Below are 16494 nucleotides of genomic sequence, written 5' to 3' on the forward strand. Positions count from 1 at the left end.
GAACCCCGTACCGAAAGGTGCGGGGTTTTTTGCTGTGCGGGGTATATCCCCCCGGTGGCGCTGCGCTTACCGGGGCTACAGACCGCGTAGCAACCAGTAGCCCGGGAAAGGCGCCTCGCGCCGCCCCCGGGGAAAGCGACCATATCAATACTTCCCCGGCCTGCACTGACTGCGTGAGATCCAACCTTTTAAATCCTCCTTGAAACTTTCTCACCTTCCACTTGCAGACTCGACATTTTGCTTATTCCTGGTTATTGTCAGCTATCTGGATGTCTAAACGTTTATACGTATGTAATGGGGTGATACAGCTATGCCAATTCGGGTGCAGGACGAGCTACCGGCCGTCAATTTCTTGCGCGATGAAAACGTCTTCGTGATGACGACATCGCGTGCCACCACTCAGGAAATCCGCCCGCTGAAGGTGTTAATTCTCAATCTAATGCCAAAGAAGATCGAGACGGAGAATCAGTTCCTGCGGCTGCTGTCGAACTCGCCGCTACAGGTCGATATCCAACTGCTACGCATCGATGCGCGTGAGTCGCGTAATACGCCGACGGAGCATCTGAATAACTTTTACTGCAACTTTGACGACATTCGCGAGCAGAACTTCGATGGTCTTATTGTTACCGGCGCGCCGTTGGGGCTGGTTGAATTTAACGATGTCGCCTACTGGCCACAGATCAAACAGGTACTGGAGTGGGCTAAGGATCACGTCACGTCAACACTATTTGTCTGTTGGGCGGTACAGGCGGCGCTGAATATTCTTTATGGTATCCCCAAGCAAACTCGTACCGAAAAGATCTCTGGCGTTTATGAACACCATATTTTGCACCCGCATGCGCTGCTGACTCGCGGGTTTGATGACACCTTCCTTGCGCCTCATTCGCGCTATGCCGACTTCCCGGCCGGGCTGATTCGGGACTACACCGACCTCGACATTCTTGCTGAAACCGAAGATGGCGATGCCTATCTTTTCGCCAGCAAAGATAAACGTATCGCTTTTGTTACCGGTCACCCTGAATACGATCCGCATACCCTGGCAAGTGAATACTTCCGCGATCTGGAGGCTGGTTTAGCGCCACAGCTTCCGGACAACTACTTCCCGAATAACGATCCAAACAATAGACCGCGGGCGACCTGGCGCAGCCATGGCAATCTCCTGTTTGCTAACTGGCTTAACTATTACGTCTACCAAATCACACCATACGATCTGCGTCATATGAATCCAACGCTGGATTAATCTACCAGCGCGTACGATCCTAAAGCGTTTCAGCATCTCGCCTCAGGCACCTTAGGGTGCCTTTTTTATTTCCGAAAATCACTTCCCCTTCTATTTAAACTTTAATTTCTTTGTTATCAAAGTGTTGAATTGATTTTAAATTAAAAATGGAAATTGTTTTTGATTTTGAAAAATTCTTGAGTAGTCTTAATTGTGCTGAGCGAAAAGCAGACAACGATCTTTCGCTCGCGCTACCAGGATCAACCAAGAGGAGCTGCACAATGACGCACCAGGCGACAATGACCGATGAACTGGCCTTCAGCCAGCCTTATGGCGAGCAGGAGAAGCAAATTCTGACTGCGGAAGCGGTGGAGTTCCTGACGGAACTGGTGAGCCGTTTTATGCCTGAGCGTAATCAGCTGTTGGCGGCACGCGTCCTGCAACAGCAGGCCATTGATGGTGGTAATCTTCCTGATTTTATTTCGGAAACGGCTTCCATTCGTAATGGTGACTGGAAGATACGCGGTATTCCGGCCGATTTGCAGGACCGCCGCGTAGAAATCACCGGTCCGGTTGAACGCAAGATGGTAATTAACGCCCTGAATGCTAACGTTAAAGTCTTTATGGCTGATTTCGAAGACTCGCTGGCGCCGGATTGGCACAAAGTGATTGATGGCCAAATCAATCTGCGCGATGCGGTCAATGGCACCATCAGCTACACCAACGAAGCGGGGAAGATTTATCAGTTGCAGCCCGATCCCGCGGTACTGGTCTGCCGCGTTCGCGGCCTGCATCTGCCGGAGAAGCACGTTACCTGGCGTGGTGAGGCGATTCCCGGCAGTTTGTTCGATTTTGCGCTCTATTTCTTCCACAACTACCAGGCGCTGCTGGCGAAAGGGAGCGGCCCCTATTTCTATCTGCCGAAAACCCAGTCCTGGCAAGAGGCGGCATGGTGGAGCAAAGTCTTCAGTTTCACCGAGGATCGTTTTGAGCTGCCGCGGGGCACCATTAAGGCCACGTTGCTGATTGAGACGCTGCCGGCAGTATTCCAGATGGATGAAATCCTGCATGCGCTGCGCGACCATATTGTTGGCCTGAACTGCGGGCGCTGGGACTATATCTTCAGTTATATCAAGACGCTGAAAAATCACCCCGACCGTGTCCTGCCGGATCGCCAGGTGGTGACGATGGATAAACCTTTCCTGAGCGCCTATTCACGCCTGCTGATTAAGACTTGCCATAAGCGCGGCGCCTTCGCGATGGGCGGTATGGCGGCGTTTATCCCGAGCAAAGATGCCGAACGCAATCGTCAGGTGCTAAATAAAGTCACCGCCGATAAAGAGCTGGAGGCCAACAATGGCCACGATGGCACCTGGATTGCGCATCCGGGCCTTGCGGATACGGCGATGAACGTCTTTAACCGCGTACTGGGTGAACATCCTAACCAGCTGTTTGTTACCCGCAATGACGACGCGCCGATTACAGCCGAGCAGCTGCTGGCTCCCTGCGAGGGTGAGCGTACTGAAGCCGGCATGCGCGCCAATATCCGCGTAGCGGTGCAGTACATTGAGGCCTGGATCTCCGGCAACGGTTGCGTACCGATTTACGGCCTGATGGAAGATGCGGCGACGGCTGAGATTTCGCGTACCTCTATCTGGCAGTGGATCCATCACCAGAAAACCCTGAATGACGGCACACCGGTTACCAAGGCGCTGTTCCGCCAGTGGCTGGCTGAAGAGCTGATGGTGATTCAGGAAGAGTTGGGGGAACACCGCTTCAGCCACGGTCGCTTTGACGATGCGGCGCGGCTGATGGAGCAAATCACCACTTCCGACGAACTGATCGACTTCCTGACTCTGCCAGGTTACCGCCTGTTGGCGTAATTCACCCCATCACAATATGGAGCATCTGCACATGAAAACCCGTACCCAACAAATCGAAGAATTAAACAAAGAGTGGACGAACCCGCGCTGGGAAGGCATTACCCGCCCATATAGCGCGGAAGAGGTGGTGAAGTTACGCGGCTCGGTGAACCCAGAATGCACGCTGGCGCAGCTTGGCGCGGCGAAAATGTGGCGTCTGCTGCATGGTGAAGCGAAAAAGGGGTATATCAATAGCCTTGGCGCGTTAACCGGCGGCCAGGCGCTGCAGCAGGCGAAGGCGGGCATTGAAGCCATCTACTTGTCTGGCTGGCAGGTCGCCGCCGACGCCAACCTGGCCTCCAGTATGTACCCGGATCAATCGTTGTACCCGGCTAACTCGGTGCCGTCGGTAGTTGATCGGATCAACAACACCTTCCGTCGCGCCGATCAGATCCAGTGGGCGGCGGGGATTGAGCCGAACGATCCGCGTTTTATCGACTATTTCCTGCCGATCGTCGCCGACGCGGAAGCCGGTTTTGGCGGCGTACTGAACGCCTTTGAGCTGATGAAATCGATGATTGCGGCCGGTGCAGCGGCCGTGCATTTCGAAGATCAGCTGGCGTCGGTGAAGAAGTGCGGACATATGGGCGGCAAGGTGCTGGTGCCGACGCAAGAGGCGATTCAGAAGCTGGTCGCCGCGCGTCTGGCGGCGGATGTGATGGGGGTACCGACGCTGCTTATCGCTCGTACCGACGCCGATGCCGCTGACCTGATTACCTCGGATTGCGATCCTTACGATCGCGAGTTTATCTCCGGCGATCGCACCAGCGAAGGTTTCTATCGCACCCATGCCGGAATCGAACAGGCAATCAGCCGCGGCCTGGCCTACGCGCCTTATGCCGATCTGGTATGGTGTGAAACCTCTAAACCGGACATTGAACAGGCACGCCGTTTCGCCGAGGCGATCCACGCCCGCTTCCCGGGCAAGCTGCTGGCCTATAACTGCTCGCCATCCTTTAACTGGAAGAAAAATCTCGACGATAAAACCATCGCCAGCTTCCAGCAGCAGCTGTCGGATATGGGCTATAAATTCCAGTTCATTACCCTGGCGGGTATCCACAGCATGTGGTTCAACATGTTCGACCTGGCTCACGCCTACGCGCAGGGCGAAGGCATGCGTCACTACGTCGAAAAGGTTCAGCAGCCGGAGTTTGCCGCCGGGCCGGAAGGCTACACCTTCGTCTCGCATCAGCAGGAGGTGGGTACCGGGTACTTCGACAAAGTGACCACCATTATCCAGGGGGGGACCTCGTCGGTAACGGCGCTGACCGGCTCGACCGAAGAATCGCAGTTTTAAGCAATGCCCGGTGGCGCTGAGCTTACCGGGCCTACAAAGGTGTAGGCCGGATAAGCTAACGCGCCATCCGGCATGATGTTGTGCCGGATGGGGGAAAGCGATGACGCGTGGCCTGGAACTACTGATTGCCCAAACCATTTTACAGGGATTCGACGCCCAGTACGGGCGTTTTCTGGAAGTCACTTCCGGCGCACAGCAGCGCTTCGAACAAGCGGACTGGCACGCCGTGCAGCAGGCGATGAAGCAGCGTATCCACCTCTACGATCACCACGTGGGTCTGGTGGTAGAACAGCTGCGCTGCATTACCGAAGGGAAAAGTACCGACGTCGATTTTCTTCTGCGGGTGAAACAGCAGTACACCCAACTTTTGCCGGATTACCCTCGCTTTGAAATTGCGGAGAGCTTTTTCAACTCGGTCTACTGCCGACTGTTTGACCACCGCTCGCTGACCCCCGAGCGGCTCTTTATTTTTAGCTCCCAGCCGGAACGTCGTTTTCGCACGATTTCGCGACCGCTGGCGAAGGACTTTTATCCCGAACGCGGCTGGGAATACCTGATGCATAACCTGCTTGCCGATTTGCCGCTGCGCCTGCCGTGGCAAAACAAAGGGCGTGATATCGGTTATATCGTCAGTCATTTACGCGAAGCTCTCGGTGGCGAGTTGCTGTCGCAGTCGCATCTGCAGGTGGCGAATGAGCTTTTTTATCGTAATAAAGCCGCCTGGCTGGTGGGTAAATTGATCACGCCGATGGCGACGCTGCCGTTCCTGCTGCCGATACATCGTAGCGATGACGGGCAGCTGTTTGTTGATGCCTGTCTGACGACTCACGCCGAGGCGAGTATCGTCTTTGGTTTCGCCCGCTCCTATTTCATGGTCTACGCGCCGCTGCCCGCGGCGCTGGTTGAATGGCTGCGCGAGATTCTGCCGGGAAAAACTACCGCCGAGCTATATATGGCGATAGGCTGTCAGAAGCATGCTAAAACGGAAAGTTATCGCGAGTACCTGCACTATGTTACCCGCAGTGATGAGCAATTTATCGAAGCGCCTGGCATCCGTGGGATGGTGATGTTGGTCTTTACCCTGCCGGGATTCGACCGGGTATTTAAGGTGATTAAAGACCGCTTTGCGCCGCAAAAAGAGATGACCGCCGCCCACGTTCGTGCCTGCTATCAGCTGGTCAAAGAACACGACCGCGTCGGGCGAATGGCGGATACTCAGGAATTTGAAAACTTTGTGCTCGATAAGCGACAAATTGCGCCCGAGCTGATGGCGCTGTTGCAGGCGGAAGCGGGAAATAAGTTGACCGACCTCGGCGATCGCATTGCCATCAGCCATCTTTATATTGAACGACGGATGGTGCCGCTCAATATCTGGCTGGAGCAGGTGGAAGGCCAGGCGCTGCGCGACGCGGTAGAAGAGTACGGTAATGCCATTCGCCAACTGGCGGCCGCCAATATCTTCCCCGGCGACATGCTGTTCAAAAACTTCGGCGTCACGCGCCACGGACGGGTGGTATTCTACGATTACGATGAAATTTGCTATATGACCGAGGTGAATTTCCGCGACATTCCGCCGCCGCGCTATCCGGAAGATGAGCTGGCCAGTGAACCCTGGTATAGCGTGTCCCCAGGCGATGTCTTCCCGGAAGAGTTTCGCCACTGGCTGTGCGCCGATCCGCGGATCGGGCCGCTACTGGAGGAGATGCACGCGGATTTGCTGCGTGCCGATTACTGGCGCGAATTACAGACGCGAATTAAAAACGGGCACGTGGAAGATGTTTACGCTTATCGGCGTAAGCAGCGTTTTAGCGTGCGCTATGGCGCCGACAGTAGGACGGATAAGGCGTTTACGCCGCCATCCGGCAAGGTGCGCCGATCTGCCTGATGGCGCTACGCTTATCAGGCCTACTTAAAATGCCCCTTTGGGGCATTTTTATTATTTAACCCCGCCGTATGCCAACGTGACTTCCTTGGCGGCCTTAATGACAAGCGCGCCAAGCTCGGTCACCCGATCATCGGTCATGCGTGAAATCGGCCCGGAGATGGAGATTGCGGCGAACGGCTCGCGGTGTTCGTCGTAAATGCAGGAAGCGATACAGCGCAGCCCCAGCGCATGTTCTTCATCATCAAATGAATAGCCGCGTTTACGCGTCTGGGCCAAATCCTCTTTCAAATGTACCGGAGAAACCAGGGTGGCGTGGGTGTAAGCATGCAGCCCTTTCCGATGTAGCAGCGTGGTGACCTCTTCTTCGCTCAACTGCGACAGAAACGCTTTTCCGGCGCCTGACGCGTGCATCGGCAATTTGCCGCCAATCGGCGCCGACATGCGCATCAGCTGCGTACATTGCACCTGGTCGATGATAATCGCCTGATGATCGCTTTTATCCAGTACCGCCAGGTTGACCGTTTCGCCGGAATCTTCCATCAGCTGGCGCAGAATAGGATGGACGATGGCCAGCAGATTGCGGCTTTGCAGGAAGCTGCTGCCGACGACAAACGCATGCGCGCCAATCGCCCAGTGCCCCAGCTCGCCGACCTGGCGCACAAAACCGAGCTGCTGCATGGTGGTAAGCAGACGATGGGTGGTGGAGTTAGGTAGCCCCGCCTGCTGCGCCAGTTCGGTGAGCGCGACGCTGCTATGCGATTCAGAAATCCATTCAAGCAGTTTCAGACCGCGGGTAAGCGACTGCACTTGTCCGCCAGCCTGAGCGGCAGGGGCGGCGGCAGCGGGTTTTCTGCCGCGTTTGGCGGGAACCGGGGTAGCCATGATGAACTCCTTTTTTCTGTATCGTGGAAATGATTTTCGTTTTATTTGGCGATAATGCAATCACAACCGGACTGATCGGAGGAGTGAAGTTGAACTTGTCTCATGTTGCTGCAGGTTTCCTTTTCCGGCAGGTTGGTTTATGCCAGTATGGTTTGTTGGCTTTTTGGTCTGAGTTGAGCGCTGTCGGGAGTCTGTGTGAGTAACAAAGTAGAACAATTACATCAGCAGTTAAGAGAACGCATTCTGGTTCTGGACGGGGGCATGGGCACCATGATCCAGGGCTATCGTCTGAGTGAGCAGGATTTCCGCGGCGAACGCTTTGCCGATTGGCCGTGCGACCTGAAAGGCAATAACGACCTGCTGGTGCTCAGCAAGCCTGAGGTCATCCGCGAGATCCACGACGCCTATTTCGCCGCCGGCGCGGACATTATCGAGACCAACACCTTCAACTCGACAACCATCGCGATGGCGGATTACCAGATGGAATCCCTGTCGGCAGAAATCAACTTTGCCGCCGCGAAGTTGGCTCGCGCCAGCGCCGATGCATGGACCGCGCGTACGCCGGAAAAACCGCGCTATGTGGCGGGGGTGCTCGGGCCGACCAACCGCACCGCTTCTATTTCTCCGGACGTCAACGATCCGGCATTTCGGAATATTACGTTCGATCAGCTGGTGGCCGCCTATCGTGAATCCACCAAAGCGCTGGTGGAAGGCGGCTCGGATCTCATTCTGATTGAAACGGTCTTTGACACCCTGAACGCCAAAGCGGCGATTTTCGCGGTCAAAGAAGAATTTGAGGCGCTTGGCGTCGAGCTGCCGATTATGATTTCCGGCACTATCACCGATGCCTCCGGACGTACACTGTCCGGGCAGACGACCGAAGCGTTCTATAATTCGCTGCGCCACGCCGATGCCCTGACCTTCGGCCTGAACTGCGCGCTGGGGCCAGATGAGCTGCGCCAGTACGTGCAGGAGCTTTCGCGGATCGCCGAATGCTACGTTACCGCGCACCCGAACGCCGGCCTGCCGAACGCCTTCGGCGAATATGATTTGGATGCCGACACCATGGCGGCGCAAATTCGCGAATGGGCGCAGGCAGGTTTCCTTAATATTGTCGGCGGCTGTTGCGGCACCACCCCGGAACATATCGCCGCCATGAGCCGGGCAGTAGAGGGCTTGCCGCCGCGCCAGCTGCCTGAACTCCCGGTTGCCTGCCGTCTGTCGGGCCTGGAGCCGCTGAACATCGGCGACGATAGTCTGTTCGTCAACGTGGGCGAGCGGACCAACGTTACCGGCTCCGCTAAATTTAAGCGCTTAATCAAAGAAGAGAAATACAGCGAAGCGCTGGACGTGGCGCGTCAGCAGGTGGAAAGCGGCGCGCAGATTATCGATATCAACATGGATGAGGGGATGCTCGATGCCGAAGCGGCGATGGTGCGTTTCCTCAACCTGATAGCGGGTGAACCGGATATTGCCCGCGTGCCGATTATGATCGACTCCTCCAAGTGGGAAGTCATCGAAAAAGGGCTCAAGTGTATTCAGGGCAAGGGCATCGTTAACTCGATCTCGATGAAAGAGGGCGTCGAACTCTTTATTCATCACGCTAAGCTGGTTCGCCGCTACGGCGCGGCAATGGTGGTCATGGCCTTTGATGAAGTGGGCCAGGCCGATACCCGCGAGCGCAAAATCGAAATTTGCCGTCGCGCCTACAAAATCCTCACCGAAGAGGTCGGCTTCCCGCCGGAAGATATTATCTTCGACCCCAACATTTTTGCCGTCGCCACCGGTATTGAAGAGCACAATAACTACGCTCAGGACTTTATCGGCGCCTGCGAAGACATTAAACGCGAGCTGCCGCATGCGCTGATTTCCGGCGGCGTCTCCAACGTGTCGTTCTCGTTCCGCGGTAACGATCCGGTACGTGAAGCGATCCACGCCGTCTTCCTCTACTACGCTATCCGCAACGGTATGGACATGGGCATCGTCAATGCTGGCCAACTGGCGATATACGACGATCTGCCTGGCGAGCTGCGCGACGCGGTTGAAGATGTGATTCTTAACCGCCGCGATGACAGCACCGAAAGATTGCTTGAGCTGGCGGAAAAATATCGCGGCAGCAAAGTGGACGACGGCGCTAACGCTCAGCAGGCGGAATGGCGCAGCTGGGACGTGAAAAAACGTCTTGAATACTCGCTGGTCAAAGGGATTACCGAATTTATCGAGCAGGATACGGAAGAGGCGCGCCAGCAGGCCGAACGGCCGATTGAGGTGATTGAAGGGCCGCTGATGGACGGCATGAACGTGGTCGGCGACCTGTTCGGCGAAGGCAAAATGTTCCTGCCGCAGGTGGTAAAATCCGCGCGGGTGATGAAACAGGCGGTGGCCTACCTCGAACCTTACATCGAAGCCAGCAAAGAACAGGGCTCTAGCAACGGTAAGATGGTGATCGCCACCGTGAAAGGCGATGTGCACGATATTGGTAAAAACATCGTCGGTGTAGTGCTGCAGTGCAACAACTACGAAATTATCGATCTCGGCGTGATGGTGCCGGCAGAGAAAATCCTGCGTACCGCGCGCGAAGAAAACGCCGATCTGATTGGCCTCTCCGGGCTTATCACGCCGTCGCTGGACGAAATGGTCAACGTGGCGAAAGAGATGGAGCGTCAGGGCTTCACCATCCCGCTGCTGATTGGCGGGGCGACGACCTCGAAAGCCCATACTGCGGTGAAAATCGAACAGAACTACAGTGGCCCGACGGTCTACGTGCAGAACGCCTCGCGTACCGTAGGGGTGGTCTCAGCCCTGCTGTCGGCAACCCAGCGCGATGATTTTGTCGCCCGTACGCGTAAAGAGTATGAAACGGTGCGTATTCAGCACGGGCGCAAAAAGCCGCGCACGCCGCCTGTGACTCTGCAGGCGGCGCGGGAAAACGATCTGGCGTTTGATTGGGAGAGCTACACTCCGCCGGTAGCCCATCGTCTGGGCGTGCAGGAGGTGGAAGCCAGCATCGAAACGCTGCGTAACTACATCGACTGGACGCCGTTCTTTATGACCTGGTCGCTGGCGGGTAAATATCCGCGTATCCTGGAAGATGAAGTGGTGGGTGAAGAGGCGCAACGCCTGTTTAAAGACGCCAACGATTTGCTGGATAAACTCAGCGCCGAAAAAACGCTCAACCCGCGCGGTGTGGTCGGGTTGTTCCCGGCCAACCGCGTTGGCGACGACGTGGAAATCTATCGTGATGAAACCCGCACCCACGTGCTGACGGTCAGCCATCACCTGCGCCAGCAAACCGAAAAAGTCGGCTTCGCGAACTACTGCCTCGCCGATTTTGTCGCACCGAAGCTGAGCGGTAAAGCGGACTATATCGGGGCTTTCGCGGTGACCGGCGGGCTGGAAGAAGACGCGCTGGCGGAAGCCTATGAAGCGCAGCACGACGACTATAACAAGATCATGGTCAAAGCCATCGCCGACCGCCTGGCGGAAGCCTTCGCCGAGTATCTGCATGAGAAGGTGCGTAAGGTTTACTGGGGCTATGCGGCCAATGAGAACCTCAGCAATGAAGAGCTGATCCGCGAAAACTACCAGGGGATCCGCCCGGCGCCCGGTTACCCGGCCTGCCCGGAACACACCGAGAAAGCGACCATCTGGGAACTGTTGGATGTGGAAGCGCGTACCGGCATGAAGCTCACCGAGTCCTTCGCCATGTGGCCTGGCGCATCGGTTTCCGGCTGGTACTTTAGCCATCCGGACAGTAAGTACTTCGCTGTGGCGCAGATCCAGCGCGACCAGGTGGAAGATTACGCCCTGCGTAAAGGGATGACGGCGGCCGAAGTTGAGCGTTGGCTCGCCCCTAACCTCGGTTATGATGCCGACTAACGAAATATGTTTCGTTACAACAAACAGGGCGCTCTTTGAGCGCCTTGAGGTTGATGACAAGCCTCATGCAACCGTTGGACTTACCGATTGCGCCAGATAAAAAACATGGAAAATCAATTTATTGATTTTCGGCTGATAACCACAAAGAAGGAAAAACCACGTTTTTTCCTTCTTTGCCAGCAGTCAGACAGGGCGCTCTTTGAGCGCCTTGTCTCTTTATTGAAGTTAACCCCTTATACTGAAGGGAGGTTTAAACCTCAGGAACACTTATAACGATAAGGAGAAGCTGATTCTGTGTTAACGCTGCTACACCTACTTTCCGCCGTAGCCCTACTGGTGTGGGGGACCCATATTGTGCGTACTGGCGTGATGCGCGTCTTTGGCGCACGCCTGCGTACCGTGCTCAGCAGTAGCGTGGAGAAAAAACCGCTCGCCTTTTGTGCGGGGATTGGCGTCACCGCGCTGGTGCAGAGCAGTAACGCCACCACCATGCTGGTGACGTCGTTTGTGGCCCAGGATCTGGTCGCGCTGGCGCCAGCGCTGGTCATGGTGCTGGGTGCGGATGTGGGGACGGCGCTGATGGCGAGGGTACTGACCTTCGACCTCTCCTGGCTATCGCCGCTGCTGATATTTATCGGCGTTATTTTCTTCCTCGGCCGTAAACAAACCCGCGCGGGTCAGCTTGGGCGGGTCGGTATCGGTCTTGGGCTTATCCTACTGGCGCTGGAGCTCATCGTCCAGGCGGTGCATCCGATTACCCAGGCCAACGGCGTTCAGGTGATTTTCGCCTCGCTGACCGGCGATATCATGCTGGATGCGCTGATTGGCGCCGTGTTCGCCATTATCAGTTACTCCAGCCTGGCGGCCGTGCTGCTGACCGCAACGTTAACCGGCACCGGTGTGATCTCTTTCCCGGTGGCGCTATGTCTGGTCATCGGCGCTAACCTTGGCTCAGGCCTGCTGGCGATGCTTAACAACAGCGGCGCCAACGCGGCGGCGCGGCGGGTGGCGCTTGGCAGCCTGCTGTTCAAGCTGGTGGGGAGCTTGATAATTTTGCCATTTGTGCACGTACTGGCAGATGTCATGCACAAATTGCCGCTGGAAGAGTCGGAGCTGGTCATCTACTTCCACGTCTTCTACAACCTGATTCGCTGCGTGGCGATGGTGCCATTCGCCGGGCCGATGGCGAACCTGTGTAAACGCCTGATCCGCGATGAGCCGGAGCTGGATAACCATCTCAAGCCGAAGCATCTGGATCCCTCGGCGCTGGATACGCCGGCGCTGGCGTTGGCCAATGCCGCCCGTGAGACCCTGCGTATCGGCGACGCCATGGAGCAGATGCTGGAAAGCCTGCGCAAGGTGATGCACGGCGAGCCGCGCGAAGAGAAAGAGCTGCGACGGATGGCGGACGATATCAACGTTCTGTATACGGCGATTAAGCTTTATCTGGCGCGGATGCCGAAGGACGAGCTGGCGGAAGAGGAGTCTCGCCGCTGGGCGGAAATTATCGAGATGTCGCTCAACCTGGAGCAGGCGTCTGACATCGTCGAGCGAATGGGCAGCGAAATCGCCGATAAATCTCTGGCGGCGCGGCGCGCATTTTCCGTCGAGGGGCTAAAAGAGTTGGATGCGTTATACGAGCTACTGCTCAGTAACCTGCAGCTGGCAATGTCGGTCTTCTTTTCCGGCGACGTGCCGAGCGCCCGTCGGTTGCGCCGCAGTAAGCACCGTTTTCGTATTCTTAACCGCCGTTACTCGCACGCGCACGTTGACCGCCTGCATCAGCAAAACGTGCAGAGTATCGAAACCAGTACGTTGCATCTGGCGCTGTTGGGCGATATGAAGCGTCTGAACTCGCTGTTCTGCGCTGTTGCTTATAGCGTGATGGAGCAGCCGGATGAAGACGACGAGCGGGATGATTATTAGCTGAATGTACGCTGGGTAACCCGGATAAGGCGCAACGCGCCGCTATCCGGGTAATGTTCGCCAACCAGCCTAGAAACGGTGGCCCGTAGCCAGGGTTACCGCTTCTTCTCCCGCTTTGAACAACAGCGTCGGGTTCGGGCCGCCGAGCGTGGCGTGTCCGTCGCTGACCTGAATCCAGTTCCCCTCCGGCAGGCCAATCACCGTTAATTCCGGCGCCACGACCAGCAATTCGCGAATACGTTGCTCACGGGTCTCACCCTGATGCCCGGTCGGCAGCGCGTTGGTGAAGTGTGGATTAATCTGCAGCGGGAACAGCCCTAACGCGTCAAACCCCTGAGGATCGACAATTGGCATATCGTTGGTGGTGCGAATGGTCGGGCAGGCGAGGTTAGAACCCGCGCTCCAGCCGATATACAACGCCCCGCGTTTGACGACATCGACAATCGGCGCCAGCAGCCCGCGGCTGCGACACTCTTTCAGAAGCTGGAAGGTGTTTCCGCCGCCGACGATGACCATCTCGGTACTTTCAATGGCGGCGATAGGGTCGGCGACGCTGTGGATACCGGTCACGCTGACGCCCATCGGCGCCATGACTGCGGCGGCTTTGGCGGTGTAATCATCCCAGCTTTGCGTCACCCCGGCGAAGGGAATAAATACCGCCGAACGGCGGCCTTTGACCTGGCCGGCAATCAGCGGCAGCGCATGTTCCATCCAGGCTTTGCCCGGCAGCGTAGAGTTACTCAGTAACAGCAGTTCCATCTTTTCATCCTGTGTAAGCATGTCATTTGACGCAGATTCTATCATTGGCCCGGCGTCGGGGCGCTGATATGGCTCACGGTGCAGGCAAGCTGAATGTTATTATCGGGGCCGAAAAACGCAGACGCTAACTCCCCCGGAGACGACCTATGAACAATGAAATACCGCTGAAATATTATGACATCGTGGATGAGTACTCGACGGAGTGCGCAGAAGCGGTAGAAGAGTCCGAGCGCGATTGTCTGGCGCATTACTTTCAACTGCTGATTACGCGCTTAATGAATAACGATGAGATCAGCGAGGAAGCGCAGCAGGAGATGGCCCGTGAAGCAGGCATTGCCGAACAGCGTATCGACGATATCGCCAATTTCCTCAATCAATGGGGTAATGAATAACGCCATCCCTGTTTTTTATCGCCAGTAAGGTGAGGTATATTTCGCTGTCAAAGGAGAAACTATGCTGACCGACTCATCTACTCGATTAAACAAATACATCAGCGAAAGCGGGATTTGCTCGCGCCGCGAAGCGGACCGCTTTATTGAACAAGGCAACGTCTTTATCAACGGCAAGCGCGCCGCCATTGGCGATCAGGTGAAGCCTGGCGATGTGGTGAAAGTGAACGGTCAGCTGATTGAGCCGCGAGAAGCCGATGATTTGGTGTTGATTGCGCTGAATAAGCCGGTAGGTATTGTCAGCACCACCGAAGATGGCGAGCGCGATAATATCGTCGACTTCGTGAACTACAGTAAACGCGTGTTCCCGATTGGCCGTCTCGATAAAGACTCCCAGGGGTTAATTTTCCTGACCAACCACGGCGATCTGGTGAACAAAATCCTGCGCGCTGGCAACGACCACGAAAAAGAGTATCTGGTTACCGTTGATAAGCCGGTTACCGATGAGTTCATTCGGGGCATGGGAGCGGGCGTACCGATTCTCGGTACCGTGACCAAGAAATGTAAGGTCAAGAAAGAAGCGCCGTTCGTTTTCCGCATCACGCTGGTTCAGGGGTTAAACCGCCAGATCCGTCGTATGTGCGAGCATTTCGGCTATGAAGTCATGAAGCTGGAGCGGACGCGTATTATGAACGTTAGCCTGACGGGTATTCCGCTGGGTGAGTGGCGCGATTTAACCGATGATGAGCTGATCGACCTGTTCAAGCTGATTGAAAACTCCTCTTCCGAAGCGAAGCCAAAAGCTAAACCGAAGGCCAAAGCGGCGACCGCCGGGATCAAGCGCCCGGTGGTGAAGATGGAAAAAACCAACGATAAAGGCCGCCCGGCCTCGAACGGTAAACGTTTCGCTCAGCCGGGACGTAAAAAGAAAGGCCGCTAACGCCTGCCGCGGGTCGGCGTATTCGCCGACCACGAAAATGTCGCTTCTTTGTCTACTTTGTAAGCCTGCTGTTTTTTCGCCTGGCGGGCTTTCTTCGCTTCCGCTTCGCGCTGCGCCATCAGCTTATCGATATATTCCTTTTTTACGCTGTTCGTTTCCGCATTGCTCAGCGGGCGGCCGTGCGCGATACGCGCGCGATCCAGCAGCGTTTTCAATTCGCGCTGTTCGCGCTCGGTCATCTCTTTTTGTGTAATGCGGGGGAGTGCCATGGTGGTGCCCTCAATCAGACCAGAGAGTCCAGTGTACGGCAATAGGTGAATTACCGATAGCTTACCCTTGCGAGAATGCAAGGGGAGGGAAGACACGTCCGGGCATATGGCCCGGACGTATACCGATTAGCGCTGGTTGCCTTTTTTGGTTGTCGGCTTACCGGACCAGTAACCCGCAAGCAGCGAGCCGGAAAGGTTATGCCATACCGAGAACAGCGCGCCGGGCAGGGCGGCCAGCGGGCCGAAGTAAATTTTCCCAAGGGCCGCGGCGAGGCCAGAGTTCTGCATACCCACTTCGATAGCCAGAGTGCGGCAGGTGGATTCATCAAAACCGAACAGGCGCCCGCCCCAGTAGCCGCCGAGCAGGCCGATGGCGTTATGCAGAATGACCGCCACGATGACTACCAGGCCAACCGAGGCGATATGCGATGCCGAACCAGCGACCACGGCGCTGATAATCGCCAGAATGCACAGCATGGAGAAGGCGGGAAGGAACGGTTCCACCGCCTTCACCAGTTTTGGCAACAGGTGATGAACAATCAGACCGAGGCCGATTGGGATCACCACGATTTGCAGGATGCTTAGCAGCATACCCATCACATCGACCTGAATGTGCGCATCAACGTACAGGCGCGTCAGAAGCGGCGTGGCGACCACGCCAACTAGCGTAGAAACGGAAGAGATAGTTACCGACAGCGCGACATCACCTTTCGCCAGATAGATCATGACGTTGGAAGCGGTTCCGCTGGCGACGCTGCCGACCAGCACCATCCCGGCGGAGAGCTCTGGCGGCATGTGGAACAGCAGCGCCAGTATCCAGGCGGCGAGCGGCATCACCAGGTAATGCAGAAAAATTCCCGCTGCGACCGGCGCCGGTCGTGACAGCACGCGCTTAAAATCGTCCAGCTTCAAATGGACGCCCATGCCGAACATAATCAGCATCAGCAGCGTGGTGACCCACGGGCCGATAGGGGTAAAAGTGGTTGGCGTGTAATAAGCCAATACGGAGAGCAGCAGCGCCCATAACGGGAACAGCCGCGTAAGCGTGGCGAGCATAGTGTATTCCTTGCGACAGTGTTTGTTGTGTTGGTGTTGTTATAAAAAAGCCGGGTTCGAGCCCGGCTATA

General features: G+C 56.2%; 12 protein-coding genes. 8 read left to right on the forward strand and 4 right to left on the reverse strand.

Annotation, left to right across the window (positions count from 1 at the left end; translation table 11 throughout):
- Positions 1-310: 310 nt before the first annotated feature.
- From metA to aceK, 4 genes are all read left to right on the forward strand, one after another.
- On the forward strand, positions 311-1240 hold the full coding sequence (gene metA / locus PGR29_RS24220) for a homoserine O-acetyltransferase MetA (RefSeq protein ID WP_271032800.1): 930 nt from the start codon (positions 311-313) through the stop codon (positions 1238-1240).
- 260 nt (positions 1241-1500) lie between these two features.
- Positions 1501-3102, forward strand: a complete 1602-nt coding sequence (aceB, locus tag PGR29_RS24225; RefSeq protein WP_087859663.1) for a malate synthase A — start codon at positions 1501-1503, stop codon at positions 3100-3102.
- A gap of 31 nt (positions 3103-3133) precedes the next feature.
- Positions 3134-4438 (forward strand): isocitrate lyase, encoded by a 1305-nt coding sequence (gene aceA / locus PGR29_RS24230; RefSeq protein WP_015368800.1) that lies wholly within the window; start codon positions 3134-3136, stop codon positions 4436-4438.
- A gap of 100 nt (positions 4439-4538) precedes the next feature.
- On the forward strand, positions 4539-6323 hold the full coding sequence (gene aceK, locus PGR29_RS24235; protein ID WP_316425509.1) for a bifunctional isocitrate dehydrogenase kinase/phosphatase: 1785 nt from the start codon (positions 4539-4541) through the stop codon (positions 6321-6323).
- 51 nt (positions 6324-6374) lie between these two features.
- Here the strand turns inward: aceK and iclR are convergent, their stop codons facing one another.
- Entirely contained in the window at positions 6375-7205 is an 831-nt protein-coding gene (iclR, locus tag PGR29_RS24240) for a glyoxylate bypass operon transcriptional repressor IclR (protein ID WP_020079887.1), read from the reverse strand.
- Between the two features lie 195 nt (positions 7206-7400).
- Between iclR and metH the strand changes: the two genes are divergently transcribed.
- Positions 7401-11084: a methionine synthase gene (gene metH, locus PGR29_RS24245; protein ID WP_213794914.1), complete on the forward strand. Its 3684-nt coding sequence runs from the start codon at positions 7401-7403 to the stop codon at positions 11082-11084.
- 294 nt (positions 11085-11378) lie between these two features.
- Entirely contained in the window at positions 11379-13010 is a 1632-nt protein-coding gene (locus tag PGR29_RS24250; RefSeq protein ID WP_015368796.1) for a Na/Pi cotransporter family protein, read from the forward strand.
- Between the two features lie 69 nt (positions 13011-13079).
- Here the strand turns inward: PGR29_RS24250 and pepE are convergent, their stop codons facing one another.
- Positions 13080-13769, reverse strand: coding sequence for a dipeptidase PepE (gene pepE, locus PGR29_RS24255; protein WP_308958242.1), 690 nt, complete (start codon positions 13767-13769; stop codon positions 13080-13082).
- Positions 13770-13915: 146 nt separating this feature from the next.
- On the opposite strand from pepE, the gene PGR29_RS24260 reads away from it, so the two are divergent.
- Both PGR29_RS24260 and rluF read left to right on the forward strand, forming a co-directional pair.
- Complete coding sequence (locus PGR29_RS24260) at positions 13916-14161, forward strand: YmjA family protein (protein WP_316425512.1); 246 nt, start codon at positions 13916-13918, stop codon at positions 14159-14161.
- A 61-nt stretch (positions 14162-14222) separates the two neighbouring features.
- Positions 14223-15098, forward strand: a complete 876-nt coding sequence (rluF, locus tag PGR29_RS24265; protein ID WP_316425514.1) for a 23S rRNA pseudouridine(2604) synthase RluF — start codon at positions 14223-14225, stop codon at positions 15096-15098.
- Here rluF and PGR29_RS24270 read toward each other — a convergent pair.
- Positions 15095-15367, reverse strand: a complete 273-nt coding sequence (locus PGR29_RS24270) for a DUF3811 domain-containing protein (protein ID WP_045379134.1) — start codon at positions 15365-15367, stop codon at positions 15095-15097. The genes rluF and PGR29_RS24270 overlap by 4 nt on opposite strands.
- 126 nt (positions 15368-15493) lie before the next feature.
- Positions 15494-16423 carry a ketopantoate/pantoate/pantothenate transporter PanS gene (gene panS / locus PGR29_RS24275; RefSeq protein ID WP_213794915.1) on the reverse strand — a complete coding sequence of 310 codons (930 nt, stop codon included), beginning with the start codon at positions 16421-16423 and terminating at the stop codon, positions 15494-15496.
- Positions 16424-16494 lie beyond the last annotated feature (71 nt).

This window comes from Klebsiella sp. 141203 (genome assembly GCF_032601985.1).
In the GTDB taxonomy this organism is placed as follows: Bacteria; Pseudomonadota; Gammaproteobacteria; order Enterobacterales; family Enterobacteriaceae; genus Klebsiella; species Klebsiella aerogenes.